The sequence below is a fragment of the Cryptosporangium aurantiacum genome (genome assembly GCF_900143005.1).
GTDB lineage: Bacteria > Actinomycetota > Actinomycetes > Mycobacteriales > Cryptosporangiaceae > Cryptosporangium > Cryptosporangium aurantiacum.
In genome coordinates, this window is record NZ_FRCS01000001.1 from 542,671 (window position 1) to 568,804 (window position 26,134).

The following is a 26,134-nucleotide window of genomic DNA, read 5'->3' on the forward strand; positions in this document are numbered from 1 at the left end:
CGACACTTGGCCCGTCCGGAGGGACGAATCGCGTTGATCGACGTTTCAGGGAGCTCGACCGGCACCGCAGCCGACGGGCGCCGACTGGTCGTGCCGCCGCCCGGGACCTTCCGCCGCTCGGTCGCGCTGTTCCGCGCGTTCCGGGTCGAGCAGACCGACCCGGACTACTTCTACGGAATGCTCGCGGCCGACTCGGCCCGGCAGGTCGCCGGCTACGCCGACCTGGACGGGAAGACCGTGCTGGACGTCGGTGGTGGTCCCGGCTACTTCGCGGACGCGTTCCGCCGCTCCGGGGCCCGCTACGTGGGCATCGACGCGGACCTCGGCGAACTGGCGGCCCGGAGCGAGCCGGGTCCGGGCACGCTGCTCGGCAGCGGGATGGCGCTCCCGATCCAGACCGGAGCGATCGACGTCTGCTACTCGTCGAACGTGCTCGAGCACGTCGACAAACCCGAGCTGATGGCCGACGAGATGGTCCGCGTCACCAAGCCCGGCGGCGTCGTCTTCCTGTCGTACATGCTCTGGTGGGGCCCCTACGGCGGCCACGAAACCGCGCCCTGGCATTACCTCGGCGGTCACTACGCCGCGCGCCGGTACGCCAAGAAGCAGGGACACCCGCCGAAGAACGTGTTCGGCGAGAGCCTCTTCCGGATCACCGCGGGAAGGATGGTTCACTGGGCCAAACAGCGCCGCGCCGACGGTAGGGTCGAGATCCTCGATATCGTGCCGCGCTACCACCCCAACGGCTTCAAGTGGGTGGTCCACGTGCCTGGTGTACGGGAGATCGTGACCTGGAACCTCGTGCTCGTGCTGAGGGTTCGGTGACCGCCACCGCGGTCACCGGTCCTGACGACGAAATCTCCGAAGAGCGCGCGCCGGGTCGCGCGCCGCGTCCGGCTGCGCCGCCCACCTCGCACACCGTCCGCAGACTCCGGCTGATCGGGGTCGCGCTCGCGCTCGTCGTCCTGGCGTTCCTGCAGAAGCCGGGCGACATCGCGGCCGACACCAAGCTCGACCTGGTCGTCGACCCGCTCGCGTTCCTCGGCAGGGCGCTCGGGCTGTGGGACCCGACCGGCTACGCCGGCCAGCTGCAGAACCAGGCGTACGGCTACCTGTTCCCGATGGGGCCGTTCTTCGTCCTCGGCGACGTCCTGCACATCGACGCCTGGATGGTGCAGCGCCTCTGGTTCGCCGCGCTGCTCGTGGGCGCCTGGGGCGGCACCTACCGGCTGCTGAACGCGCTACGCATCGGCACGCCCACGGTCCGGGTGATCGCGGCGCTGACCTACGCGCTGGCTCCCCGCATGCTCACCGAGCTGGGCGGCGTGTCGTCGGAGGTCATCCCGTTCGCGGTCGCGCCCTGGGTGCTCACGCCGCTGGTGCTCGGCGCCCGTCGCGGTTCCCCGCGTCGGGCCGCCGCCGCGTCCGGGGTCGCGTTCCTGTTCGCCGGCGGGATCAACGCCGCCGCCGCGCTCGCGATCCTGCCGCTGCCCGCGTGGTGGCTGCTGACCCGCGCCAAGGGCCCGCGGAAGAACCAGCTGATCCGCTGGTGGCTGGTGGCGATCGGGCTGGCGTCGCTGTGGTGGGTCGTCCCGCTGCTCGTGCTCGGCCGGTACAGCCCGCCGTTCCTGGACTGGATCGAGTCGAGCGCGTTCACCACGTCGGCCACCGACCTGCTGGACGCCTGGCGCGGCACCACCCAGTGGGTGGCGCGGATCGCCGGTCCGGACGGCCCGGAGTGGACGGCGGGCTGGGTCCTGCTCACCGCGCCCGCGGCCATCATCGCGACGGTCCTGGTCGCGGCCGTCGGGTTGGTCGGCGCCGTCCAGCGGAGCAACCCGCACCGGCTGTTCCTCGGCGGTGGCCTGGTGATCGGCCTGGCGCTGATCACGTTCGGCCACACCGGCCCGCTCACCCCGCCGTGGGCGACGTTCTCCCAGGACCTGCTCGACGGAGCGCTGAGCCCGTTCCGGAACATCCACAAGTTCGACCCGGTCATCCGGCTCGTGCTCGCGATCGGCCTGGCACACCTGCTGGCGGCGATCCATCCGCTGCGCGGGCTGCGGCTGCGCGACCTGCCGGTCGCGGCGCTGGTGCGGATCGCGGTCGCCGCGACGCTCCTGGTGAGCGCGGTCCCCGCGTTCAGCGGCGACCTGGTGAACCGGGCCCGCCCGACCGAGTACCCCACGTACTGGGCGGACGCCGCCGACTGGCTCGCCGACAACGCCGGCGAGAGCCGCGGCCTGGTCGTCCCCGGTGCGCCGTTCGGGCTCTATTACTGGGGCCGGACCAACGACGACGTCCTGCAACCGCTGGCCGAGAGCGGCTGGCTGGTCCGGGACGGCGTCCCGCTCAGCTCGGCGGGCAACATCCGCCTGCTCGACGCGTTCGACCAGCTGCTCGCCGACGGGCAGCCGTCGGCCGGACTCGCCACCGCGCTGGCCGGCGCGGGCATCGGCTACGTCGTCGTCCGCAACGACCTGGACTGGCGGCGCGGGCGCGCCACGCGTCCGGAATTGGTGCACGAGGCGCTCGACGGGTCACCCGGCCTCGAACGGGTCAAGACGTTCGGGCCGGAGCTGACCGCCGCGGGCGACCTGGTCGACCGCCAGCTCTACGACCCGAAGATGGCCTCCTACCGCGCCGTGGAGATCTACAAGGTCACCGACGTGCCGGCCACCGTCCGCAGCGTTCCGCTGGAAAACGTGCTGCGGATGGCCGGCGGGCCGGAGGCGACGCTCTCGCTCGCCGAGCAGGGGCTCCAGGTCGGCCGGCCGACCGTGCTGGCCGGCGACGACCGGCTCCTCGGCGACACGGTGGGCACGCCGGTGGTCACCGACACGCTCCGAAAACGTGAGGTCAACTTCGGCGAGGTCCGGCACAACGTGTCCGCGACGATGACCGAGGACGAGCCGTACCTCGCCGACCGGTCCGCGCACGACTACCTCAACGGCGACGACCCGTCGCTGCTGACCGTCGCGCGGTACACCGGCGTGTCCCGGTTCAACGCGTCCTCGTCCGGCTCGGACGTCGACGCCGCGGTCTCCCACGACGCGGCGCACGCGCCGTGGTTCGCAGTGGACGGCGACGCGAACACCAGCTGGGCGACCGGTAGCCCGGGAGCGGTCGGCCAGTGGCTGGAGCTGACGTTCGACGAGGCGGTCGACCTGCGGTCGATCACCCTGCAGTTCGACGCCGCGCTCAAGCTCGGGCCGATGCCGACGAAGCTCGACGTCACGACCGACCGTGGCACCCGCTCGGTGGAGGTGAAGCCGGACGGCGAGCCGCAGCGGGTCGCCACGCCGGGCGGCACGACGAAGAAGCTCCGCCTGACCGTGCGGGCCGTCGACGGCGACCCGGCGAAGGCGGGCGGCGTCGCGATCGCCGAGATCACCGTTCCCGGCGTGAAGCCGACCCGGACGCTGGTCACGCCTGAGGTTCCCGGCACCGACCCGGCGATCGTCGTGTTCCGGGCCGCCACCAGCGGCCACGGTGACTGCCTGACGTTCGACAACCACCCGGTCTGCCTCCCGGGCCTGTCGACGCCCGCAGAGGAGCCGACCGGGATCGATCGCACGTTCACGCTGCCGGCTGCGGCCGCCTACGCAGTGACGATCTCCGCGCTGCCGATCTCCGGCGACGCGCTCGACGCGCTGCTCGCGCCGAGCCCGGACGGTGCCGTGGCCACCAGCCAGGACACCGGCTACAACGACCCGCGGACCCGGCCACAGGCGGTGTTCGACGGTGATCCGGCCACGGTCTGGATCGCCGAGCCCGGCGTCCAGGCGCCGCTCCTGACCGTGACGCTGCCGGAGAAACGCCGAGTCACCGGCCTCACGCTCCGGCTGGAAGGCACGGCGAGCGCCGCGCCGCCGAAGACCGTGCAGGTGACCAGCGACACCGGCCAGACGCAGCTCGGCGCGGTGCTGCCCAGCGGGTCGTCGAACAGCGTGCGGTTCGCCAAGCCGATGACCGGGACGACGTTCGAGATCCGGATCGTGGAGACGTCGGCGGCGGTGACCACGAACGCGGCGAACGGGCTGACCGAACTGCTGCCGCCGGGCATCTCGGAGCTACGGCTGGTGGGTGCCGAGGACCTGGTCGAGCCGGTGGACCCCAGCACGGTCATCCAGCTGGGCTGCGGGCAGGGACCGACGCTGCAGATCGACGGACGGAGCGTGCAGACCCGGGTCGTCGGCCCGGCGACCAGCGTCACCGCGGACGCGCAGGCCGACAGCTCCTCCACGCCGCGCGAGCTGACGCTCGGCGACCTGCTCGAGGAGCGTCCGGTGCGGGTCGAGCCCTGCTCGACCACCGGCGTGAGCGAGTCCGAGAGCGACCGGCCGGTCGCCGACCTGGAGCTGGCCGCGGGCGAGCACCGGCTGCAGCTGGTCGGCACCGAGAACATCCGTCCGGTCTCGGTGATGCTCGCGCCGCTGGGCGCCACCGGCATCCGCACCACCCAGCGCACGGCCGACGTCCGGGACTGGGGATCGACCTCCCGCAGCGTCGACCTGGGCCCGTCCGACCAGCCGAGCGTGCTCGTCGTCCCGGAGAACTACAACGAGGGCTGGGTGGCGTCGCTGGCCGGGCAGGACCTGGTGCCGATCCGGGTCGACGGCTGGCAGCAGGCGTGGATCGTGCCCGCCGGTGACGGCGGCACGGTGCAGCTCAGCTACCGGCCGAAATGGATCTACTGGGGCGGCCTGTTCTTCGGGTTCGCGGCCGTGATCCTGCTGCTGGCGCTGGCCCGGATGGGACGGCCGATCGGCCGGACCACGCCGGCGACCGCGGAGGCCGGAACTCCGGAGGCGCTCCCGCCGGTCGAGGCGGGGCGGTCGCGGTTCGTCCGGCGGTTGCCGCTGGTGCTGCCTGCCGTGATCGCGGGCCTACCCGGCCTGATCGGCACCGTCGTGCTCTGGCTGGTCGTCCGGAAGACCCGGTGGGGGAACGCGCTGGTGCGCTGGCTCCCGCTGGTGGGCGGCGCCGCGCTGATCGTGGCGGGCGGTTTGGGTGCCTTCCGGCCGTACGCCGGTTCGCAAGAGCCGTGGGCCGACACCTGGTTCGTGCAGGCGCTCTGCCTCGCCGCGGTCGTCGTGGTGGCGGTCGTGGCCGTGCATCCGACGTCGTCCGAGGACGCCCCGGAGCTCACCGAGGAAGACCGCACCTGAGAGCGAAGGCCTGTCGCGGTGGGAACCGCGACAGGCTGCTACACAGCGGGAGCGGGATCAGTCGGCGGGACGCCGCGGCGGAGGAGCCGGCCAGCCGGGCGGCGGACCCACCGGCGGCGGCCCGACCGGCGGAGCGCCTCCCGGCGGTAGCCCGACCGGAAGCGAGTTGTCCGGCGGCGGTGGCATCCGGGGGATCGGCTCGGTGGACCGCTCCGCCTCGGCGTCGGGTGTCGTCGGCTGCTGCGGGACCCAGGGCCCGAGCTGCACCGGGTGCTGGTACTCCCACGGCACGGCCGGCTCCGGCGGGGGCGGCAGCGGCGAGCGCGGCGCGTCCGGATCGGGCGCGGGGAACTGCGGTGCTTCGGCGTCGGACGGCGTCGGCGTCGGGTCGGTCGCCGGTGCGGCGTCCTTGGCCTGGATGTCGGCCGCCCCGCGCCGGGTACGGCGTCGGACGTAGTTCTGGGCCGGACGTTCGAGCAGGCGGTAGCTGAGCGCCGCGACGACGATCGCCGCCGCCACGGTGAGCGGGAACAGCGTGCTGAAGCCGCCGCGGAACAGCTCCAGGTTCAACGCCTCCACCAGCGTGAACATCAGCACGAGGTGGAACAGGAAGACGCCATAGCTGATCTCGCCGAGCCAGCGCACCCGCTTGTCGGTGAGCACGGCCCGGAGCGGGTGCGTGCGTCCACCGGCCGGGGCGGGGGAGACCAGCGGCAGCAGCATGAAGAACGCGGTGGCGCCGTAGAGAAGGTGCTTCGCGATCCACTGCGACGTGGTGGCGGCCTCCAGCGTGTACGGGCCCGCGACCGGCGTCATCGAGAGCGCGAACAGGATCCCGGCGATGATCCAGCAGGTGCCGGGCGCGGTGGCCAGGTCCTCGGCGAGCTTGCGCAGCCGCGGCCACGCCCCGACCGACGCCGCCGAGGGCAGGCACGCGAGGATCATTCCGAGCGCGAACCAGTCCAGGTACGCGGGCAGCCACTGCAACGCGAGTTGGTCGCGCAGCACCGGGATCTGGTGGATGACCAGACCCCACAGCGGGCCGATCGCGAGCAGCACGCCGAGCGCGATCGTCTGGCGCCGCATGATCCGGCGGGGGCGGCGGCCCTTGAGCGACACCGCGGCGATCAGCGGCAGCGCGAGGTAGAACGACATCTCGACGACGAGGCTCCAGATGTGCGTCAGCGCCTGGTGCGGGTTGTCGCCGAAGTAGATGTGGGTGAGCGTCGCGTACTCGAGCCAGTCGGTCCACGTCGTGCGCTGGATCGTGAACCCGGTCGAGTGCTCCCACGGGCGGATCAGCATCGTGAGCGCGAGCAGCGCCCAGTAAGCCGGGAAAATCCGGGCGAACCGCCGTAATAAGAACGCCTTGGACTCCGGCCGGGGCCGGAGGTCGACCGCGGCTTCCACGAACGGCCGGTAGAGCAGGAACCCGGACAGCAGGAAGAACAGCGTCACGCCGAAGTCGAGCCGGGCGAGGAACGGGGCGAAGAAACCCTCGACCGCGCGGCCGGTCTGGAACCCGGCGTGGGTAGCGACGACCGCGAACGCGGCCAGCGCGCGCACGCCGTCGAGGACGTCGAGATGCCCGCCTGCCCGCGTTCCGGCCCGGGGCGCCGGGGCCGTCACAGCGCCGGCTCCGGGCGTCCGGCCTTCGCCGCCAGACAGATCATCGCGTCCGGATCGGTGCTGCTCACCACGACCCGGTCGTACGCCTTGTTCGGCGTTCCGAGCATCAGCGACGAGTACTTGCCGGTCGTCAGCGTCGTCTCGGCGAACCGGCGGGGCGCGAACCTGCGCGCACCGTCGGCGAGCTGGACGGTGACCGTCGTGGGCGTCTGCGACAGGTAGTCCAGCCGGAGGAACGAGTCCGGATGGGGGATCCGCTTGTCGAGCGTCACGGTCACCGACCCGACGCCGCGTAACGGATGCGCGCAGAACACGCCTGGCCGATCGGCACTGGTGGCCTCCTCCACGAAGCGGGCCCGGAGCAGGTGGCCTCCCTGGTCGAACATGTACATGGGTCGGGTTGCATCGTCCCATCGCACGGCGGCCGGTAGGTGCGGTTCGACCGGACGGAAGATGTCGGAGGTGCGCCGGTTGGTGCTGATGAAGTTCGCGACCGTGCCCGCGACGTAGGTGTCGAAGATCGAGATCTGGCCCTTCTCGGTGTTCGTTTCCAGATCCCGGAGCGCGGTCGTCATGTAATCCCGGATCGGGTTCTCCACCCAGCGCTTCTCGAACGAGCCGACGGTCGCACCGTAGCTCAGCGCGTAGGCGACGACCGCGATCACCAGGCCGATTCCGACCGGCCGGGTGACCCCGTCACCCGCCGGTGCGGGCGGGAGTGCGCCCTGGTCCGGCTCCTCGTCGTCCGGCGCCGCGTGGCGTCCGGCCGGTGCCGGGGCAGCCGGTGCGGCCGGTGCGGGCTCCGGTGGCCACAGACCGTGCCGGCCTCTGGCCGCGACCGCGTCCGGGTCGGGGACGACGAGCAGCATCACTTCGGCGAGCACGAGCGCGATCGTGATCTCGGAGAGGTAGTGGAAGTTGCGGGCCAGGATCACGCCGACGTACTCGAACCGGCCGGCGGCGAGCAGGACCGCGGTGCCGGCCAGCACGCTCCCGGGCAGCAGCCACGCGCGCAGCGCCCACCAGCCGTTCCGCCGGACGCCGATCACGCTCAGCACCAACGCGGCGACCTGCCCGGCGACGATCGCGACCGCTCCCGGCGACGAGGCGCTGTAGTAGACGATGTCGAGCGAGAACCAGGTCCACGGACCGCCGATCATCGCCGGGGCGATCGATCCCACCCACGCGTCCGAGAATAGGTCCCAGGTGGCGCCGATCGACGGGGTCTTGCCGGACGAGGCGTAGTCGCCGGTGAGGAAGACGACGAAGAACGCCAGGATCGGGAGCGCGTAGATCAGCCAGGCCAGCCACGAGCGGAACAGCGCGCCGATCCGCGCCCGGATGCCACCCCGGCTCAGGTAGAGCAGCGTGAGCAGCGGGGCCAACGCGACGCTGAGCGCCGCTTTCTCCCAGAAACACACCGCGAGCAGGACGCCGAGCGCGCCGAACGCCGCGTACTTCAACTGCCGGGTGGCTTCGTACCGGATGTGCATGACCAGCAGCAGCAGGATGCCGATGTGCGTCGGCACCAGGTTGACGCCGCTGGACAGCGAGAGCAACGACGGCACGAGCAGCGGCGAGAACGCGTAGACGCCGAGCCCGAGCAGCGCGGCCCGGCCGGGGCCGAGCAACTGGGCGAGCAGGTACGCCATCAGCAGCGTCGCCACCGTCTGCAGCACCAACCGGGCGACGACCGTCGAGTCGTTGTCGTAGGGCGCCAGATGCGCGCTGACCCAGTAGAAAGTGCGCAGGCCCGGCGTCAGGTGGTCGTTGAGCGGGAGCGTGATGTAGTCCCACCCGAACGGGTGCTTCGCCGCTTCCGCGGTCATGTCGATGTCGTCGAGGTAGAAGTAGCCCGCCACCCCCAGCGCCCCGATGACGACGGCGTGGACAGCCGCGATCACTGCTGTGACGAGTGCGTACGGATGAAGCGCTCTGGATCCACCGACGCGCCGACTCGGCTCACCCCGCGTCGGCGCCGTCGGCAGGTACGTCGTCATCTGCTCTCACACCGTCCTCGTCGCCCCGGTTCGGTCGGTCGTGCCACGCCTTCGCGACCGGCGAGTAGTCAACTCGTTCCGGACCGTGCAGGCAGCCCACGACCTGCGGAGATATCCCGCACAAAACTGCTTCGAGGGAACCATGCGAATGCGCCCCCGGTGAGTTTACTCACTGGTAACCTCTGCGGGATCGCTCGGGGAAAACAGCTTTGAAGTGCAGGTCTCCTGGGAGGAACCTCATGCGTCGTGTCGTGGGTGCCGTGGTTTTGGCACTCGGAACCTTTTTGGTGGTTGCAGCAGTCATGCTGCCCACCTATGTGGCGTCGAATCTGGTGAAAACACCACTGGATCAGTACACGATCAGTGTCGCCACATCCGACAGCGCAACCGTTTTCGACGTTGCTTCGCTCACCGTGCAGCAGAACGTCCCGGTTGAAGCGACCCGCACCGTGCGGGCCGACCCTGAGGAGAGCACCGACGACGTCGTTGTGTTCGACGCGTTCCTGGTCGTCGAGGACGCGCGGAACAACAAGCAGATCACGTTCTCCAGCGACCACGTGGGCCTCGACCGGACCACGGCTGAGTCGCAGCCCGGCTTCGACGCCGCGGTCGACGACGAGCCGACCGAGCACGAGGGCCTGATCTACAAGTGGCCGTTCGGCGCGGAGAAGAAGTCGTACCAGTACTTCGACACCACCACCCGCAAGCCGTACACCGCCAAGTACGTGAGCAGCGAGGACATCAACGGCCTCGAGACGTACAAGTACGAGATGGAGATCCCGCCCACCAAGATCGGTGAGCTGGAAGTCCCGGGTGAGCTGGTCGACAGCGCCGAGCCGGACGTGACCGCGGACCGGTACTACACCAACGTCCGTACGGTGTGGGTGGAGCCGAAGACCGGCATCGTGCTGAAGGGCCAGGAGCAGCAGAAGCAGACGCTGCGCGACGCAGCGGGCACCGACAAGCTGACGCTGTTCGAGGCCACGCTCACGTTCGACGAGCAGACCATCGACGAGGCCGTCGGCCTCGCCGAGGACTCGATCTCACAGATCACTCTAGTGAAGACCGTGGCACCGCTGGTGGTCGGCGTGCTCGGTGTCGTGCTGATCCTGCTCGGACTGTTCCTCGCGCTTCGTCGCGGCGGCACCGATGAATCGTCGTACCGGCCGTCGAAGCCGTCGACGCCTTCGGACAATCCGGCGCCGGCTCGAACGTAGGTTTTCGTCCGCTTAGGTACGGACACGTACCTAGGCGTTCGTACAAGCTTGACAAAACAGTGCCGACCCCCGGGAAAAGGGGGTCGGCACTGTGCTGTTTACGCCCGATTTATTCGGTCAGTCGCGGCGGCACACATATATCGACGTACCCGGCACCAGCGCGCCGCGCAGCGGGCTCCACTGCCCCCAGACCTCCTGGTGTCCCTCGGGCCATTCCGGCTCGACGAGGTCGACCAGCTGGAAGCCGGCCGCGACGAGCTCGCGGACCCGGTCTCCGAGGGTGCGGTGGTGCTCGACGTACGTCGCCCGCCCGTCGTCGTCGAACTCGGCGTACGGCGTCCGGTCGAAGTACGAGTGGTAGACGGTCAGCCCCTCCGGGCCCGGGTCGTCCGGGAACGCCCAGCGGAGCGGGTGGGTGGTGGCGAACACCCAGCGGCCGCCGGGCCGCAGCACCCGGTGGACCTCGCGCATCACGGCGGCGGAGTCGGCGACGAACGGCACCGCGCCGAACGCCGAGCAGGCCACATCGAAGCTGGCGTCGGGGAACGGCAGCGCGCCGGCGTCGGCCAGGACCAGCGGGACGTCGACGCCGGACCGGTCGTTGGCGGCGCGCGCGTGCCGGAGCATGCCCGCGGAGAGGTCCAGCGCCACTGGGCGCGCGCCCTGGGTGGCCAGCCAGCGCGAGCAGGACGCCGCGCCGCAGCCGACCTCGAGCACGTCCCGGCCCGCCACCGGCCCGAGCAGCCCGGCGTCCTCCTCGGTCAGCCCCTCCGGGCACCACCGGAACCGCACGTCGCCGAGGAACTCGCCGTGGGAGGCCTGGTAGTCGTCGGCGTCGGCGTCCCACCAGAGCCGGCTCGCCGAGCGGCTCTCCGCCGGACCGACCGGACGATGGATGATCCCGGTGGTGCCGAGCAGCTGGACGGCGCTGAACCGCTGGGGGCCGCCGTCCGTGTCCGTAGAGTTCTGCACGGTTCCAGTGAACTCTTTTCGACCGGCGACTGCTGAGGCCCCTCGACCCTCGGAGAAGGCCGGAGGTGGAAAAGGGTTCAGTTGTGCCGAGGGCTCGAACCTCCCAGGAGCCCCGGCCGACGCGTACGAGCCGGGCGGATCGACGCGGCGCGTCGATCCGCCGGGCCCTCGACGGTGCCGGTGACAGGAGTCGCCGGCGAGACGGTCGTTAGCCATGCCGGGCATTCCGGTTTCGGAGGGCGGAATTGCGGGCCCGGATCCGGTGTTGAGCAGGTGTCTACTCGCAGGTAGCGGTACGAGGGAACGCGCGTTGGACCTTAAGGCCGCCTGCACGGTAGGCTTGAGAACGCGTTATGGGCTGACCGTGCCTCAGTAGGGAGCAGGCTCGCAGCCGTATGCGTGATCGGGTCCGAGTGCGCCCGAGTCGCGCCCGTTGGCACCGGGGTGTGACTGGAGTGTTTTCGGCTCGCGTCCGCGGCGAGCCCACGACGCACGGCACGACTCATTGTCCCAATCCGGAGCAACCGCCCACATGACGAGCAGCACCGAGGCCCAGCCGACCACCCCGCAGGTAGCGGTCAACGACATCGGTTCGGAAGAGGCCTTCCTCGCCGCGATCGACGAGACCATCAAGTACTTCAACGACGGCGACATCGTCGAGGGCACGATCGTCAAGGTCGACCGTGACGAGGTCCTGCTCGACATCGGCTACAAGACCGAGGGCGTCATTCCCTCGCGCGAGTTGTCGATCAAGCACGATGTCGATCCGGCCGAGGTCGTCTCCGTGGGAGACCACGTCGAGGCCCTCGTCCTCCAGAAGGAGGACAAGGAAGGCCGCCTGATCCTCTCCAAGAAGCGCGCTCAGTACGAGCGGGCCTGGGGCACGATCGAGAAGATCAAGGACGAGGACGGCGTCGTCACCGGCACCGTCATCGAGGTCGTCAAGGGTGGTCTCATCCTCGACATCGGCCTCCGTGGCTTCCTCCCCGCCTCGCTGGTGGAGATGCGCCGCGTCCGCGACCTGCAGCCGTACGTCGGCCGCGAGCTCGAGGCGAAGATCATCGAGCTGGACAAGAACCGCAACAACGTGGTCCTGTCCCGCCGCCAGTGGCTGGAGCAGACCCAGTCCGAGGTCCGCAGCGAGTTCCTCAACAAGCTGCAGAAGGGCCAGGTCCGCAAGGGCGTCGTTTCGTCGATCGTCAACTTCGGTGCCTTCGTCGACCTGGGCGGCGTCGACGGTCTGGTCCACGTTTCCGAGCTCTCCTGGAAGCACATCGACCACCCGTCCGAGGTCGTCGAGGTCGGCCAGGAGGTCGAGGTCGAGGTTCTGGACGTCGACCTGGACCGCGAGCGCGTCTCGCTGTCGCTGAAGGCGACCCAGGAAGACCCGTGGCGTCAGTTCGCCCGCACGCACCAGATCGGCCAGGTCGTTCCCGGCCGCGTCACCAAGCTGGTGCCGTTCGGTGCGTTCGTCCGCGTGGACGAGGGCATCGAGGGTCTGGTCCACATCTCGGAGCTGGCCGAGCGCCACGTGGAGATCCCGGAGCAGGTCGTCAACGTCGGCGACGAGATCATGGTCAAGGTCATCGACATCGACCTCGAGCGTCGCCGGATCTCGCTGTCGCTGAAGCAGGCGAACGAGGGGGCCATCGACCCCGACTCGTTCGACCCGACTCAGTACGGCATGGCCGCCACGTACGACGAGCAGGGCAACTACGTCTACCCCGAGGGCTTCGACCCCGAGACGAACGACTGGCTCGAGGGCTACGAGAAGCAGCGTGAGGAGTGGGAGCGCCAGTACTCCGAGGCGCAGACCCGCTTCGAGGCTCACCAGAAGCAGATCGCGGAGGCCCGCGCGGCCGAGGCGACCGCTGCCGAGGAGACCTCGTACTCGTCCGACTCGGCGTCCACCGGTGGCGGCAGCTCCACGAGCTCCAGCAGCCCCCGGAGCGACGACTCGGCGGCGACCGGCACGCTCGCGACCGATGAGGCCCTGGCCGCGCTGCGCGAGAAGCTGGCCGGCGGCCGTAGCTGAGTAATGGGCGAGCGTTCGAACGCTCGCCGGGAACGCTGATGGGGGCGCCGCGAATTCGTTCGCGGCGCCCCTTTCGTGTGCTCGTCCTGGCCGTGGTCTGGGTGGCGCTCGCCGCCGCGGGGTTATCGGTCCTGCTGGTCTCGCCGCTGCCGGACCGCCACCGGGACGAGTCGGTCCTCGACGGACGGGTCGCCTCCGGCCTGATCGGCTGGGTCGTCGCGGCGGAGGCCGATCAGGTCACGATGGAGCGGATCACCGGCATCGACGGCCCGCGCCGTGCCGACGCCGCGGTGGAGCTCCGCCGGTCAGGCGACAGCGGAGCGTGGGCATTCCTCCTCGCCGGGCTGGCGCGACCGGACGAGTTCTTCCGGATCGGTCGCTCGTACCGGATGCAGCTCTACGTCCGCGACCTGAACGCGTCCGGACGCCCGGTGACCCTGCGGGTCACGAACGGCGCCGCGGATCGTGGCCCGACCGACGCATCCGTGACCGCCGCGTTCACCGACCGCGACTGGCACCTACTGACGCGGACGTTCGTCGCCACCGGAAACGCGTTCCAGGACACCGCGCTCTACCTCGCGCTACCCCCGGACGGACCGCTGCACTGGCAGGCGACGCTGGCCAGCGTCCGGCGGGTGGATCCCGGCTGAGCGGCGGATCGGCCGACGGCGGGCTCCGCGTCGGGAAGGATGGTGCCGTGCTGAGGATCGGGTTGACAGGTGGGATCGGTGCGGGGAAGAGCGCGGCGGCGACGGCGCTCGCCGAACAGGGTGCGGTGGTGATCGACGCCGACCGACTGGCCCGCGAGGTCGTCGAACCGGGGACAGCGGGGCTCGCGGCGGTCGTCGAGGCGTTCGGCACCGAGGTGCTGGCCGCGGACGGCACGCTCGACCGGCCGAAGCTGGGCCGCGTGGTGTTCGGCGACGACGCGGCCCGCGCCCGTCTCAACGGGATCCTGCATCCGCTGATCGGGACGCTGACCGCCGAGCGGGTCGCGGCCGCGCCGTCCGACGGGGTGGTCGTCCACGACATCCCGCTGATCGTAGAGGGCGGGCTGGCGGCGGGGTTCCACCTGGCTGTCGTCGTGATGGCGCCGGAGGACGTCCGGATCGAGCGGCTCACCGGCCTCCGCGGCATGCCCGAAGAGGACGCCCGCGCCCGCATCGCCGTGCAGGCGACCGACGAGCAGCGGGCCGCGGCGGCCGATGTCCTGCTCGACAACGCGGGCCCGCTGGACCGGCTGCGCGACGCGATCGCCGAGCTCTGGGAGCTGCGGCTCGCTCCGTACGCGGCCGGGCTGGCCAAGGGCGTACCGGCGCCGCTGCCGTCCCGGCCAGGGCCGGTGGACCCGACCTGGCCGGCCCAGTACGCCCGCGCCGCTGCGCGGCTGCGGACCTGGCTGCACCGGCCCGACCTGCTGGTCGAGCACGTGGGCCCGACCGAAATGCCGACGCCCGGTGCGACGGTGCCCGACGTGCTGGATCTGCGGGTCGTTCTTCCGGACGCCGAAGCGGTGCGATCCACGGCGGGTGCGCTGGCCGGATCCGGTTGGATCGTCGGCGCCGAGCCGTACCCGGACGGCGCCACCGCCCACTCCGCCGACCCCGGCCGCCCGGCCCGGCTATTCCTCGCGTCGTAAACGCCTGCCGCGGCGGGCGCGGCGGCCTGCCGCGGCGGTCGAGGCGGGCGTGACGGCCGGCCGCGGCAGGCGTGGCGGCCGGACTTGGCAGGCCGCCGCGGTGGGTTCAGCCGATGTCGCGGCGGCGGAAGCCGGCCAGGCCGAGGACGGTCAGCGCCGCCGCGAGCGCGGCCAGCCACGCGTACGGGGCGTAGGCGGACGCACCGTCCAGCGGCGCGCCGGGCAGCTTCGGCAGGTGGGTGAACGGGGAGAGGTCCATCAGCCAGCTCGGGAGCTGGAGGATCTCGCCGAACTGTCCGATCACGATCGCGGCCAGCAGCACCGCCCAGCTGACCGCGGTCAGCCGCGGGAGGAGCCCGAACAGTGCCACCGCGACCGCGGCCAGCAGCATCACGGCCGGCCACTGACCCAGGGCGGCGCCCACCTGGCGGACGATCTCGGACCCGAGGTCGCCGGCTCGCACGCCGTGAGCGAGCCCGGCCGCCAGCCCGGACGCGATCAGGATGGCCGCCGACCCGACCGCGACCCAGAGCACGTGCGCCCCGGCCCACCGGACCCGGCCGACCGCGGCGGCCAGCACCGGCTCGGCGCGGAGGGACTCCTCCTCGGTGCGTGCCCGGAGCACCGCGCCGACCGCGTAACCGGCGACGACCATGCCCATGATCAGATAGATCATCGAGAGGTAGACGTCGGCGAGGCTGCCGCCCGCGCCGGTGTAGTCGCGCAGGATCTCGACGGTCTCTGGGTCGTTCTCCGCGGCGGTCACCATGTCCTGGGCCAGGCCGCCGAACGCGCCGCCGCCGATCGCCGCACCGATCGCCCAGCCGATGATGCTGCCCCGCTGGAGGCGCCAGGCCAGGCCGACCGGCCCGCTGAGCGAGCGGGATGCGGTGGCCGGACCGAGCCCGGGCCGGAACACGCCCGCTCCGGCGTCCCGTCGCATCCGCAGCGCGACCACGGCGGCGAGCAGCAGCAGGACCGTCGCCGCCGGCAGCAGCAGCACCCACCAGCGGTTCCCGGCGTAGGGGCGGATCGCCTCGGCCCAGCCGATCGGCGAGAGCCAGGACAGCCAGGACAGCGACGAGTCGCTCGCCGCCGCGGAGTCGCCCGCAGCCCGGAGCAGGAACGCGGCGGCGAGCGTGCCACCGGCGATGCCGCCCGCCGAGCGGCCGTGCTCGGTCAGCTGGGCGGCGAGCGCGCCGACCGCGGCGAACACCAGACCGACCGACGCGCAGCCGGCCATCAGCGCCAGTGAGCCGCCTGCCGGGATGCCCTCGATGCTGGCCAGCGCGCCGACGGTGAGCAGCACGATCAGGACGTTGAGCAGCGTGACGTAGAGCAGGGCGGCGGTCAGCCGGGCGTAGCGGCCCACCGGCCCGGCGTCGACCAGATCGGACCGGCCTGCCTCCTCCTCGGCCCGGGTGTGCCGGATGACGAGCAGGAAGCTCATCAGCCCGAGGAGCACGGCGGCGAACGTCAGGACCTGCCAGGCCGTCGCGCCGCCGTACGTGTTGAGCGCACGCGGCGGGCCGGTGAGCGCGACCAGGCCCGGGTTGGCGTCGCTGCCGTAGGCGCGAGCGAAGCGGTCGAGGTCGGCCTGGGTCGGATAGAGCCCCTTCAGCGGAGCGGCCTGGCTGTAGGTGAACAGGACCAGGCCGAGCGTCCAGGCGGTGGCGCGGACCCGGTCGCGGCGGAGGGCCAGGCGGAACAGCGTGCCGGTGCCGGTGAGGCCACCGGCGCCCCGGGCGGCCCGCGTCCGGGCGTCGGCCGGACGCGGGGGACTGGCGAGCGTAGTCATCGGACGACCTCCCTTCCGGACGAGGCGGTCATGCCCGCGCGCCGTTGAGCGCGGGCTCGTCGCTGTAGTGGCGCAGGAACAGTTCCTCGAGCGTGGGCGGCTGGCTGACCAGGCTGCGGATGCCGAACTGCTCGAGCCGCCCCAGCAGCGTCCCGAGCGACTCGGCGTCCACCTGGCAGATCAGGCGGGTGCCCGCCACCGTGACGTCGTGCAGGCCCGGCAGATCGGCGAGGCCGTCCGGCTCGCGGGTGAGCTCGGCCTCGATCGAGGTGCGGGTCAGGTGGCGCAGGTCGGCGAGGGTGCCGGTCTCCACGACCCGGCCGGAGCGGATGATGCTCACCCGGTCGCAGAGCTTCTCGGCCTCGGCCAGGATGTGGCTGGAGAGCAGCACAGTGCGGCCGTTCGTCCGCTCGTCGTTGATGCACTGCTGGAACACCGCCTCCATCAGCGGGTCGAGGCCGGACGTCGGCTCGTCCAGGATCAGCAGCTCGACGTCGGAGGCGAGCGCGGCGACCAGCGCGACCTTCTGCCGGTTGCCCTTCGAGTACGTCTTGGCTTTCTTGCGGGGGTCGAGCTCGAACCGCTCCAGCAGGTCCGCCCTGCGGCGCGGGTCGAGGCCGCCGCGGACCCGGCCGAGCAGGTCGATCACCTCGCCGCCGGACAGGTTCGGCCAGAGGTTGACGTCGCCGGGAACGTAGGCGAGCCGTCTGTGCAGGGCGACCGCGTCCCGCCACGGGTCGCCGCCGAGTAGCCGCGCCTGCCCGGAGTCGGCGCGCAGTAGCCCGAGCAGAACCCGGATCGTGGTGGTCTTTCCTGCGCCGTTGGGCCCGAGGAAACCGTGGACCTCGCCGGAACGGACTGAGAGGTCGAGTCCGTCGAGTGCGCGGACCGGCCCGAACGTTTTCACGACCCCGGCGAGTTCGATGGCCGAGACACTGTCGTTGGAAGCCATAGTTCTGACGGTATCGAGTCTTCACAAATTTGTGAAGATTGGCGAGAATGTTCGAGGCAGGGCAGTATCGAAAGACGCGACGTCGGTGGAAGGGAGCGCTGGTGAGACCGGAGGCCAGCAGGGGTGCGGGAGGCGCGGAGGTCGCCATCGAGCTGATTTCGCAGCCGTCGTCGGACGCCGTCCCGGAGAGCGGCGATGCCGACGAGGCGATCCGGGCGGACTTCCGCGAGCGGTTCGCGCTCGTGATGACGAACTGGGGTCTCCAGCGCATGGTCGCCAGGGTGTACGCCGCTCTGGTCGTGACCGAGTCGCCGACGCTGACGATGCCCGAGCTCGCCGAGTTGCTGCAGGCCAGCGCCGGGGCGATCTCGGGTGCGGTGAAGTCACTCACGACGATCGGCATCGTCGAGCGGGTGCCGGCTCCCGGCAGCCGTCGCGACCACTACCGGATCGCCGACAACGGCTGGTACGAGGCGATGCTGGAGAAGAACAAGCAGGTCGTGCAGCAGATGATCGATCTGGCCGCGGACGGCGTCGGTAAGGTCGGGGAGGACTCAGTCGCCGGTCATCGGTTGGCCGAGATGCGGGACTTCTATTCGTTCATCAGCGCTGAGATGCCGACGATGCTCAGCCACTGGGAGCGGGCCCGCGACGAGCGCCGGGCGGCGCGGCAAGCGTCGAGCGACGCCGAGGCGTAGATCGCGACGCGTTCTGTCGGACCCTCGACGTACCGTGGTTCGCATGAGTCCGTCAGCCCGACCTGCCTCCGGTCCGAACGCGCCGGAGGGCCTGCGCGACGACGCCGTTGCCCACGGCGAGACGACGTCCATCGTCCGGCGTCCGGGCCGGTTCGAGGTGGTCAGCGACTACGACCCGGCCGGTGATCAGCCGGCCGCGATCGACGAGCTCGAACGGCGCATCCGGGCGGGCGAGAACGACGTCGTGCTGCTCGGTGCCACCGGTACCGGCAAGTCGGCGACCACGGCCTGGCTGATCGAGCGGCTGCAGCGGCCCACGCTGGTGATCGCGCCGAACAAGACGCTCGCGGCCCAGCTGGCCAACGAGTTCCGCGAGCTCCTCCCGAACAACGCGGTCGAGTACTTCGTCTCGTACTACGACTACTACCAGCCCGAGGCGTACGTCCCGCAGACCGACACCTACATCGAGAAGGACTCCTCGATCAACGAGGAGGTCGAGCGGCTCCGTCACTCCGCGACGATGTCGCTGCTGACCCGGCGCGACGTCATCGTGGTCGCGACCGTCTCCTGCATCTACGGCCTCGGTACGCCGCAGGAGTACATCGACCGGTCGATCCCGTTGAAGGTCGGTCAGGAGATCGAGCGCGACAAGCTGCTCCGCTGGCTGGTCGACGTCCAGTACACGCGGAACGATCTGAACTTCACCCGGGGCACGTTCCGGGTCCGCGGCGACACGGTCGAGATCATCCCGGCCTACGACGAGCTCGCGGTCCGTGTCGAGATGTTCGGTGACGAGATCGAGCGGCTCTACCACCTCAACCCGCTCACCGGCGAAGTGGTCAACGAGGAGACCGAGCTGCACGTCTTCCCGGCGACGCACTACGTCGCCGGCCCCGAGCGGCTGGAGCGGGCGATCCGCGGCATCGAGGCCGAGCTGGAGACCCGGCTGGCCGAGCTGGAGCGGCAGAGCAAGCTCCTGGAGGCGCAGCGGCTGCGGATGCGCACGACCTACGACATCGAGATGATGCGCCAGGTCGGGTTCTGCTCCGGCATCGAGAACTACTCCCGCCACATCGACGGCCGCGATCCCGGCTCGCCGGGCTTCTGCCTGATCGACTACTTCCCGGACGACTTCCTGCTGGTCATCGACGAGTCGCACGGCACCGTCCCGCAGATCGGCGGCATGTACGAGGGCGACATGTCGCGGAAGCGGACGCTCGTCGAGTTCGGCTTCCGGCTGCCGAGCGCGATGGACAACCGCCCGCTGAAGTGGGAGGAGTTCCAGGACCGGGTTGGGCAGACCGTCTACCTCTCGGCCACGCCGGGCAACTACGAGATGGGCCGCGCGAAGGGCGAGTTCGTCGAGCAGATCATCCGCCCGACCGGACTCATCGACCCGGAGGTGCTGGTCAAGCCCACCAAGGGGCAGATCGACGACCTCGTGCACGAGATCCGGGTCCGGGCCGAGAAGGACGAGCGGGTCCTGGTCACGACGCTGACCAAGAAGATGGCCGAGGACCTCACCGACTACCTGCTGGAACTCGGCATCCGGGTGCGCTACCTGCACTCCGAGGTCGACACGCTGCGGCGGGTCGAGCTGCTGCGCGAGCTCCGCAAGGGCGACTTCGACGTGCTGGTCGGCATCAACCTGCTCCGCGAGGGCCTCGACCTACCCGAGGTCAGCCTGGTGTCCATTCTCGATGCCGACAAGGAGGGGTTCCTGCGCAGCGAGACGTCGCTGGTGCAGACGATCGGCCGTGCGGCCCGAAACGTCTCCGGCCAGGTCCACATGTACGCCGACCAGATCACGCCGTCGATGCGGCGGGCGATCGACGAGACCAACCGGCGCCGCGAGAAGCAGATCGCGTACAACACCGAGCGTGGCGTCGACCCGCAGCCGCTGCGGAAGAAGATCGTCGACATCCTCGACGACATCTACCGGGAGGCGGCCGAGAACGAGAGCGGCGAGCTGATCGGCGGCTCCGGCAGGCAGCAGTCCCGCGGCAAGTCGCCGGTTCCCGGGCTGAAGTCGAAGGCGACCGTCGGCGTCGGCGCCCACCGCGAGGGCATGGCGCGTGCCGAGCTCGCCGACCTGATCCAGCAGCTCAACGATCAAATGCTGGCGGCGGCGCGAGAGCTGCAGTTCGAGCTCGCGGCCCGGCTCCGGGACGAGATCAACGAGCTGAAGCGGGAACTGCGCGGCATGGACGCCGCCAACGTGAAGTAGCCTCCGGGCTGCTCGAGGCCGCGAGGCGGCGAGGTTGCGGGACGGCCGGCGGTTGGATCCACAACCGTCCGGCTCCCGGACGACACTCGGCGCGACAACCCCCGGTTCCGATGAAGCCACCGTCAGAACAAGGATTGTTCTCACGGAGGATTCATGACGATGGACCGTCGTAAGTTGCTCGGCGCCGCTGCGATCGCCGTCCCCGCTATTGCCGGCGCCGCTCTACTCAGCGACCTCGACCTGGGCACCGACACTCGATCGACCGGCGAGAGCTTCGCCGGCCAGGCGGAGGAAGTATCCGGCGACGCCACCGTGGCGCAGAACGCCGCGCCGCCGGTCGTCGGCGCCCAGTTCCACGGCACGTGGGACATGTACTGGAACAGCCTCACGCCCAACGCGATGTTCTACAAGCACCTCGACACGCTCGCGGCCCAGCGCATCCAGGTCCTGCGCGTCGACGTCGGCTGGTCGTCCGCGCAGCCCACGAACGTCGCCCCGACCGCTAGCCAGTGGTACCACCAGCGGCTCGCGATCGTCATCGACGCGATCCGCGCCCGCGGTATGCAGGTCTTCCTCACGGTTCACCAGTCGCCGGCGTGGTCGCGGCCGAACACCGGTAGCGAGGTGAAGCAGTACCCGACCGACCCCAACGCGATCAAGCCCTGGCTGACGTGGCTCGCGTCGACGTTCGGCTCGAAGCTGCTCGCGATCGAGGTCTGGAACGAGCCGAACCTGGCCGAGTTCTGCGGGATCGGCGACGCCTACCAGCGTGCGGTGAAGTACGTGCCGATCCTGAAGGCGGCGTACTCGGCGATCAAGGCCGGGCGCCCGACGCTGCCGGTGATCTTCGCCGGGCCGAGCCAGACCGATGACGGTTTCATCCGGGATTGCTACGCCAACGGTGCCAAGGGTTACTTCGACATCATGGGCGTCCACCCGTACCAGGGGAACCAGACCAAGGCGCCGGAGTCTACGGACATCACCGGTAAGGCGCGGATGACGAACATGCCCGCGATCATCAACCTGATGGCGGCGAACGGTGACGGTGCCAAGCCGATCTGGTGGACCGAGTTCGGCTTCAGCGTCCACTCCAACGTCGGGATCCCGAGCAGCCAGGTGTGGCTGTTCGGCGTGCCGGACGACGAGACCGCGGCGTCCTACATCTCGCGGTCGTTCTACCTGGCGTGGAACCAGTGGCCGCAGGTCAAGCTCGCGGTGACGTACTGCGGGTACAAGACGCCGTCGGACAGCTACGGGCACCAGTACGGCTACCGGATCATGGAGGCCGACGGAACCGCGAAGCCGCAGCTGGTGGCGCTCGCGAACATCCGGCAGGCGTTCGGCGCGCTGCAGACGCTCTGACGATCACCACCGAGGGCCGGTCACCGGGCCGGCCCTCGGTGGTTCAGGCGTGAGCAACTCCGGCCTGCGCCCCCGCCCACCCGCCCTCACGCGGAAGTAGGAACATCCCTGAAGTGCTCGACATGCGGCGGGCCGGCGAAGAACGGTCCGATCGTCGCGCGCCACCGGCCGAAGCGGTCGGTCGCGCGGAAGTTCTGCTCGTGCGCCTCCACCGAGTCCCACTCCACCAGCAGGACGAAGCGGCTGGGGGTCTCGATGCCCTGCGTCATCCGGACCGAGCGGCAGCCTTCCACGTCGATCAGCTCGGTGACCGCGGTTTGGTACGCGGCCGCGAACTCGGCTTCCTGACCGGGCGTGACATCGATGAGCGCGACTTCCAGAACCATGCCGCGGAGCTTGCCAGCACCCGGCGGGCGTGCCGTGCGCGGGGTCGGGCGGCCGGTCGGGATGTTTCAGTGCGCATTCGGCGTGCTGCACGTACGATCAAAGCAAATCGCTCGGTGCAAGTACCAGGAAAGTACATCGGTGCTCGTCAGGTGAGGCGTCGCTGACACTCACCGGCCCCTGGCTGGCCGTGGGCGCAGGCGCGCCCTACTATGGGGATCCGACGAGGGGAGTAGCCCCACGGTCCACCCGGTCAATACGGCGAGCGCAGCAGGTGTGGCGCGGACCCCGGGCACCGGCTCGCTTCGGCGGGTAGCGAGACCTCGGACACGTTCCGCTGCGCGTGATCCGGGGGCAATATGTCCGTTTCGTTGTGGGTCTGGGCCGCGACCATTGCGGGTCTGGCCGTGATCGTCGCCATCGACATCTGGCATGCGAGGCGTCCCCACCACGTCGGATTCCGTGAGGCGACCACCTGGTCGGTCATCTACATCGTCGCGTCGATCCTGTTCGGCATCGGTGTCTGGGCGTTCGCCGGTGCCCAGCCGGGAACCGAGTTCTTCGCCGGCTGGCTGATCGAGAAGAGCCTGTCGGTCGACAATCTCTTCGTCTTCGCGGTGATCCTGTCGACGTTCGGCGTGCCCGACAAGCACCAGCAGAAGGTGCTGCTCATCGGCATCCTGGGCGCGCTGGTCATGCGGGCGATCTTCATCGCGGTCGGCGCCGCCGCGATCCACCGCTTCGCGTTCACGTTCGTCGTGTTCGGCGCGTTCCTGATCTACACGGCGGTCAAGCTCGTCCGCTCGCACGGCGAGCAGCCGGACGTCGGCAACAGCCGGGCGGTGCGGATGCTGCGCCGGTTCGTCCCGGTGACCACCGAGTTCCCGGACAATAGCGCGCTGACCGTCAAGGAGAACGGCAAGCGGCTGGCCACCCCGCTGCTGGTCGTCGTCGTCACGATTCTCTCGGTCGACCTGGTCTTCGCGCTGGACTCGATCCCCGCGGTGTTCGGGGTGACCGAAAGCCCGTACATCGTCTTCACGGCGAACGCGTTCGCGTTGCTGGGCCTCCGCGCGCTCTACTTCCTGCTGATCGGGCTGCTCGACCGGCTGGTGCACCTGCACTACGGCCTCGCGGTCGTGCTGGCCTTCATCGGCGTGAAGCTGATCCTTCATTACGCTCACACGGTCTGGCCGTCGGTCCCGGACATCCCGACGTCGGTCTCGCTCGGGGTCGTCGTCGTCGTGCTGGCCGTGACCACGTTCACCAGCCTTCGGTCCACTCGGAAGGCCTCCCGCGCGGTCGCCGAGGGCGTCGGCTCCCGGACGGCTGATCATGGCTAGTAACCGCCTTTCGCGACACTTAGCGACGAAACTGTCGCACCATGTAAGACCTGGTCTGCGGTTCGGGTATGAGCAACACACACGCTCCTGCGCCGGTAACGGAGCAGGGCACACCAGTCGTAGAGAGGCCTGACCGGTGGATGTTCCTGCCTGGGTGCAGTGGAGCGTGCTCGGCGCGCTCATCGTTCTGTTGGCGGTCGACGTCTGGGTGATCGGCCGGCGGCCGCACGAGCCGTCGATCCGGGAGAGCACCAGAGGCGTCCTCTTCTTCATCGGGCTCGCCCTGCTGTTCGGGGTCGGCGTGTATTTCCTGGCCGACGCGCGGTACGCGGGCGAGTTCTACGCGGGCTGGCTGACCGAGTACAGCCTCTCGGTGGACAACCTGTTCGTGTTCCTGATCATCATGAGCCGGTTCAAGGTGCCGCGGGTGTACCAGCAGAAGGTGCTGCTGATCGGCATCGTGCTGGCGCTGGTGCTGCGAGGCATCTTCATCGTGGCCGGCGCCGCCGCGATCGAGCGCTTCATCTGGGTGTTCTTCCTCTTCGGAGGCTTCCTCCTCTATACGGCGTGGAACCTCGCGTTCCACCACGAAGAGGAGGAGGAGTTCAAGGAGAACGTCCTCATCCGGTGGTCCCGGCGGGTGCTGCCGATCTCCAAGGACTTCGGTGACGGCAAGCTGCGGACGGTCGTCGACGGCAAGCGGATCTGGACGCCGATGGTCGTCGTCCTCATCGCGATCGGGACGACCGACCTGCTGTTCGCGTTCGACTCGATCCCGGCGATCTTCGGCCTCACCCGGGAACCGTTCCTGATCTTCACCGCGAACGTGTTCGCGCTGATGGGTCTCCGACAGCTGTACTTCCTGCTCGGCGGGTTGCTCGACCGGCTGGTCTATCTGTCGGTGGGGCTCGCGTTCATCCTCGGGTTCATCGGCGTGAAGCTGATCTTCGAGGCGCTGCACGAGAACTCGCTGCCGTTCATCAATGGCGGCCACCACGTCGAGTGGGTGCCCGAGGTGCCGATCTGGCTCTCGCTCGCCGTCATCGTCGGGACGCTCGTCGTGACGACCCTCGCCAGCCTCTGGAAGTCCCGCCGCATGAGCCCCGACCGGGAGCTCACCTCGGTCGACAGCTAGCGGGCCGCCACCAGGCACGCCGCCAGGAGAGCGGGGTAGAGGTCGGGATCGGCGGGGGCGTGACCGAGGAGCGACTCGATCCGCTCCAGGCGCTGGTAGAGCGACTGGCGGCGCAGGTGCAGCGCCGCCGCGGTCCGGGTGACGTTGGTGCCGTGCCGGAGGTAGAGCTCCAGCGTGCGCACCAGCCCCGTGCGGTGGCGCGCGTCCCAGGCGACGAGCGGGCCGATCGTCCGCTCGACGAACGCGTCCAGTTGGCCCGGGTCGGCGCGGCGGCTGAGCTCCAGTTCGAGCGCCAGCGTCCGCGCCGACACGACCACCGGCCGGTTGCCCGGACGGGCCGCGCCGCGACCGGTGCGGGCCAGCGCGAGCGCCAGCGCGGCCCGTGCCTGCTCCAGGGACGACGCCCAGCCGGTCGGCTCGGTGACCGAGTACCCCAGCGCCACCGTGATCTGCGGCGCGCCGGACCGGCGGCCCGCCTCGCCGAACGCGGCTTCCGCCGCGCTGACCGGGTTGCCGGAGTCCGGCGCGACGACCAGCGCGAGCACCGACTCCCGTACCCGCGCCCGCAGCGCGGACGTCCCGAGCAGCCGGGCCGCGTGGTCGATCAGCGTCACCGCGGGCCGGGTCTCCGGCGCGTCCACCGCGACGCCGACCAGCGGCCGTCCCGGCGGCGGACGAAATCCGGCGAGCCCGGTGCGGACCGCGGTCTCCGCCGGGGCCAATCCGCCGCCCGCGACCAGGTCGGTCAGGAGCGCGGCGGCGTGGCGCTCCCGCTCGGTGGGCGGGTCGCCGGTGCGCAGGATCTCGACCGCCAGCGCGGTCGCGGTCCGCTCGACGGTGGACGCCAGGTCCTCCGGCGCCAGCGCTGAGCCGGACCCGGCGATCAGCCGCCCCCAGGCCCGGCCGTGGACGATCACCTCGGCCTCCGCTCGACCGGCGTCGACCGTCGCCCAGGCCGCATGGTCGTCCGACACCCCGAAGAACGCGACCAGCGCACCGCTCACCGTGGTCAGGACGATCGGCGCGCCGGTGACGTCCGCCGCGGTCCGCAGCAGCCCGGCGACGCCGGCGCCGGAGATCAGCGCCTCGTTCAGCGCGCGGGTCACCCGGTCGCCGAGTCGCAGCCGCTGGGCGGCCTCGTCGACGATCGCGGTGTTCGCGGCCTCGCACATCCGGATGAACGGCACCACCGCGCGGAGCGCGATCAGCGGGAGCCCGCGTCGTTCGGCCTCGGCGACCAGTTCCGACGGGATGTCCGAGAAGCTGCGGCCGAGTTCGACCACGAGGCCGCTCACGCCCCGGTCGGCCAGTTCACGGACGTAGTGGCGGCGAGCGCCCGCGTCGCTGCCTGCCAGGCCGAGACCGGTGGTGAGCAGCAGTTCTCCGCCCGAGAGCAGCGGCCCGATCTCGTAGATCTCGCTCGAGTGCACCCAGCGCACCGGCCGGTCGAGGGCGTCCCGACCGGCCAGCACTTCCGGCTCGGCGTCCCGGACCGCGTCGAACTCCAGCAGTTCGGCCACCGTCAGCGCCATCGGCCCACCTAGTCAGAATGTCAGCGTCGGACCGGCTCAG

General features: G+C 70.5%; 18 protein-coding genes. 11 read left to right on the forward strand and 7 right to left on the reverse strand.

The window, feature by feature from the left end; genetic code table 11:
• The first annotated feature begins 6 nt into the window (after positions 1 to 6).
• Together BUB75_RS02330 and BUB75_RS02335 are read left to right on the forward strand one after the other, a co-directional pair.
• Positions 7 to 825, forward strand: a complete 819-nt coding sequence (locus BUB75_RS02330; RefSeq protein ID WP_218617239.1) for a class I SAM-dependent methyltransferase — start codon at positions 7 to 9, stop codon at positions 823 to 825.
• Positions 822 to 5,171 carry an alpha-(1->3)-arabinofuranosyltransferase gene (locus BUB75_RS02335; RefSeq protein WP_073250929.1) on the forward strand — a complete coding sequence of 1,450 codons (4,350 nt, stop codon included), beginning with the start codon at positions 822 to 824 and terminating at the stop codon, positions 5,169 to 5,171. The genes BUB75_RS02330 and BUB75_RS02335 overlap by 4 nt, the downstream gene beginning before the upstream one ends.
• Before the next feature lie 57 nt (positions 5,172 to 5,228).
• Here the strand turns inward: BUB75_RS02335 and BUB75_RS02340 are convergent, their stop codons facing one another.
• Complete coding sequence (locus BUB75_RS02340) at positions 5,229 to 6,800, reverse strand: acyltransferase family protein (protein ID WP_073250931.1); 1,572 nt, start codon at positions 6,798 to 6,800, stop codon at positions 5,229 to 5,231.
• Positions 6,797 to 8,704, reverse strand: a complete 1,908-nt coding sequence (locus BUB75_RS46030; protein ID WP_073250933.1) for a hypothetical protein — start codon at positions 8,702 to 8,704, stop codon at positions 6,797 to 6,799. Before BUB75_RS46030 ends, BUB75_RS02340 begins: the two co-directional genes overlap by 4 nt.
• Positions 8,705 to 9,039: 335 nt before the next feature.
• Between BUB75_RS46030 and pgfA the strand changes: the two genes are divergently transcribed.
• On the forward strand, positions 9,040 to 10,017 hold the full coding sequence (pgfA, locus tag BUB75_RS02350; protein ID WP_084740137.1) for a cell envelope lipid trafficking protein PgfA: 978 nt from the start codon (positions 9,040 to 9,042) through the stop codon (positions 10,015 to 10,017).
• Positions 10,018 to 10,134: 117 nt separating this feature from the next.
• Here pgfA and BUB75_RS02355 read toward each other — a convergent pair whose 3' ends face one another.
• The gene (locus tag BUB75_RS02355) at positions 10,135 to 10,989 is read right to left on the reverse strand and encodes a class I SAM-dependent methyltransferase (protein ID WP_073250937.1); all 855 of its coding nucleotides are present in this window, start codon (positions 10,987 to 10,989) and stop codon (positions 10,135 to 10,137) included.
• Positions 10,990 to 11,521: 532 nt separating this feature from the next.
• Here BUB75_RS02355 and rpsA point away from each other — a divergent pair.
• Genes rpsA through coaE form a run of 3 tightly spaced genes read left to right on the forward strand, consistent with a single transcriptional unit; the run spans position 11,522 to position 14,663 of the window.
• Positions 11,522 to 13,024, forward strand: coding sequence for a 30S ribosomal protein S1 (gene rpsA, locus BUB75_RS02360; RefSeq protein WP_073250939.1), 1,503 nt, complete (start codon positions 11,522 to 11,524; stop codon positions 13,022 to 13,024).
• Between the two features lie 38 nt (positions 13,025 to 13,062).
• Positions 13,063 to 13,674 (forward strand): hypothetical protein, encoded by a 612-nt coding sequence (locus BUB75_RS46035; protein WP_178379743.1) that lies wholly within the window; start codon positions 13,063 to 13,065, stop codon positions 13,672 to 13,674.
• A gap of 47 nt (positions 13,675 to 13,721) precedes the next feature.
• On the forward strand, positions 13,722 to 14,663 hold the full coding sequence (gene coaE, locus BUB75_RS46040) for a dephospho-CoA kinase (protein WP_073250943.1): 942 nt from the start codon (positions 13,722 to 13,724) through the stop codon (positions 14,661 to 14,663).
• A 106-nt stretch (positions 14,664 to 14,769) separates the two neighbouring features.
• Here the strand turns inward: coaE and BUB75_RS02375 are convergent, their stop codons facing one another.
• Positions 14,770 to 16,461 (reverse strand): ABC transporter permease, encoded by a 1,692-nt coding sequence (locus BUB75_RS02375; protein ID WP_073250945.1) that lies wholly within the window; start codon positions 16,459 to 16,461, stop codon positions 14,770 to 14,772.
• Between the two features lie 28 nt (positions 16,462 to 16,489).
• Positions 16,490 to 17,413 carry an ABC transporter ATP-binding protein gene (locus BUB75_RS02380; RefSeq protein ID WP_073250947.1) on the reverse strand — a complete coding sequence of 308 codons (924 nt, stop codon included), beginning with the start codon at positions 17,411 to 17,413 and terminating at the stop codon, positions 16,490 to 16,492.
• A gap of 245 nt (positions 17,414 to 17,658) precedes the next feature.
• Between BUB75_RS02380 and BUB75_RS02385 the strand changes: the two genes are divergently transcribed.
• The 3 genes from BUB75_RS02385 to BUB75_RS02395 all read left to right on the forward strand — a co-directional run bounded on the left by BUB75_RS02385 (position 17,659) and on the right by BUB75_RS02395 (position 21,700).
• Positions 17,659 to 18,111, forward strand: a complete 453-nt coding sequence (locus tag BUB75_RS02385) for a MarR family transcriptional regulator (protein ID WP_073252625.1) — start codon at positions 17,659 to 17,661, stop codon at positions 18,109 to 18,111.
• 43 nt (positions 18,112 to 18,154) lie between these two features.
• Positions 18,155 to 20,338: an excinuclease ABC subunit UvrB gene (uvrB, locus tag BUB75_RS02390; RefSeq protein WP_084740139.1), complete on the forward strand. Its 2,184-nt coding sequence runs from the start codon at positions 18,155 to 18,157 to the stop codon at positions 20,336 to 20,338.
• Between the two features lie 159 nt (positions 20,339 to 20,497).
• Positions 20,498 to 21,700 (forward strand): cellulase family glycosylhydrolase, encoded by a 1,203-nt coding sequence (locus BUB75_RS02395; protein ID WP_218617241.1) that lies wholly within the window; start codon positions 20,498 to 20,500, stop codon positions 21,698 to 21,700.
• An 86-nt stretch (positions 21,701 to 21,786) separates the two neighbouring features.
• On the opposite strand, the gene BUB75_RS02400 is transcribed toward BUB75_RS02395, so the two are convergent.
• A complete protein-coding gene (locus tag BUB75_RS02400) occupies positions 21,787 to 22,086 on the reverse strand; it encodes an antibiotic biosynthesis monooxygenase family protein (RefSeq protein ID WP_073250951.1) in 300 nt (99 codons plus the stop codon).
• A gap of 357 nt (positions 22,087 to 22,443) precedes the next feature.
• Between BUB75_RS02400 and BUB75_RS02405 the strand changes: the two genes are divergently transcribed.
• Together BUB75_RS02405 and BUB75_RS02410 are read left to right on the forward strand one after the other, a co-directional pair.
• Entirely contained in the window at positions 22,444 to 23,427 is a 984-nt protein-coding gene (locus tag BUB75_RS02405) for a TerC family protein (protein WP_073250953.1), read from the forward strand.
• A 136-nt stretch (positions 23,428 to 23,563) separates the two neighbouring features.
• Positions 23,564 to 24,562, forward strand: a complete 999-nt coding sequence (locus BUB75_RS02410; protein ID WP_073250955.1) for a TerC family protein — start codon at positions 23,564 to 23,566, stop codon at positions 24,560 to 24,562.
• Here the strand turns inward: BUB75_RS02410 and BUB75_RS02415 are convergent.
• Positions 24,559 to 26,094 carry a PucR family transcriptional regulator gene (locus BUB75_RS02415; protein WP_073250957.1) on the reverse strand — a complete coding sequence of 512 codons (1,536 nt, stop codon included), beginning with the start codon at positions 26,092 to 26,094 and terminating at the stop codon, positions 24,559 to 24,561. The genes BUB75_RS02410 and BUB75_RS02415 overlap by 4 nt on opposite strands.
• Between the last annotated feature and the right edge of the window lie 40 nt (positions 26,095 to 26,134).

Coding starts and splice junctions, on each gene's coding strand:
- BUB75_RS02415 (WP_073250957.1), bottom strand. CDS start 26,094: ATGGCGCTGACGGTGGCCGAACTGCTGGAGTTCGACGCGGTCCGGGAC.
- uvrB (WP_084740139.1), top strand. CDS start 18,155: ATGAGTCCGTCAGCCCGACCTGCCTCCGGTCCGAACGCGCCGGAGGGC.
- BUB75_RS02375 (WP_073250945.1), bottom strand. CDS start 16,461: ATGACTACGCTCGCCAGTCCCCCGCGTCCGGCCGACGCCCGGACGCGG.
- BUB75_RS02385 (WP_073252625.1), top strand. CDS start 17,659: ATGACGAACTGGGGTCTCCAGCGCATGGTCGCCAGGGTGTACGCCGCT.
- BUB75_RS02395 (WP_218617241.1), top strand. CDS start 20,498: ATGGACCGTCGTAAGTTGCTCGGCGCCGCTGCGATCGCCGTCCCCGCT.
- BUB75_RS46035 (WP_178379743.1), top strand. CDS start 13,063: ATGGGGGCGCCGCGAATTCGTTCGCGGCGCCCCTTTCGTGTGCTCGTC.
- BUB75_RS02400 (WP_073250951.1), bottom strand. CDS start 22,086: ATGGTTCTGGAAGTCGCGCTCATCGATGTCACGCCCGGTCAGGAAGCC.
- BUB75_RS02380 (WP_073250947.1), bottom strand. CDS start 17,413: ATGGCTTCCAACGACAGTGTCTCGGCCATCGAACTCGCCGGGGTCGTG.
- rpsA (WP_073250939.1), top strand. CDS start 11,522: ATGACGAGCAGCACCGAGGCCCAGCCGACCACCCCGCAGGTAGCGGTC.
- pgfA (WP_084740137.1), top strand. CDS start 9,040: ATGCGTCGTGTCGTGGGTGCCGTGGTTTTGGCACTCGGAACCTTTTTG.
- BUB75_RS02405 (WP_073250953.1), top strand. CDS start 22,444: ATGTCCGTTTCGTTGTGGGTCTGGGCCGCGACCATTGCGGGTCTGGCC.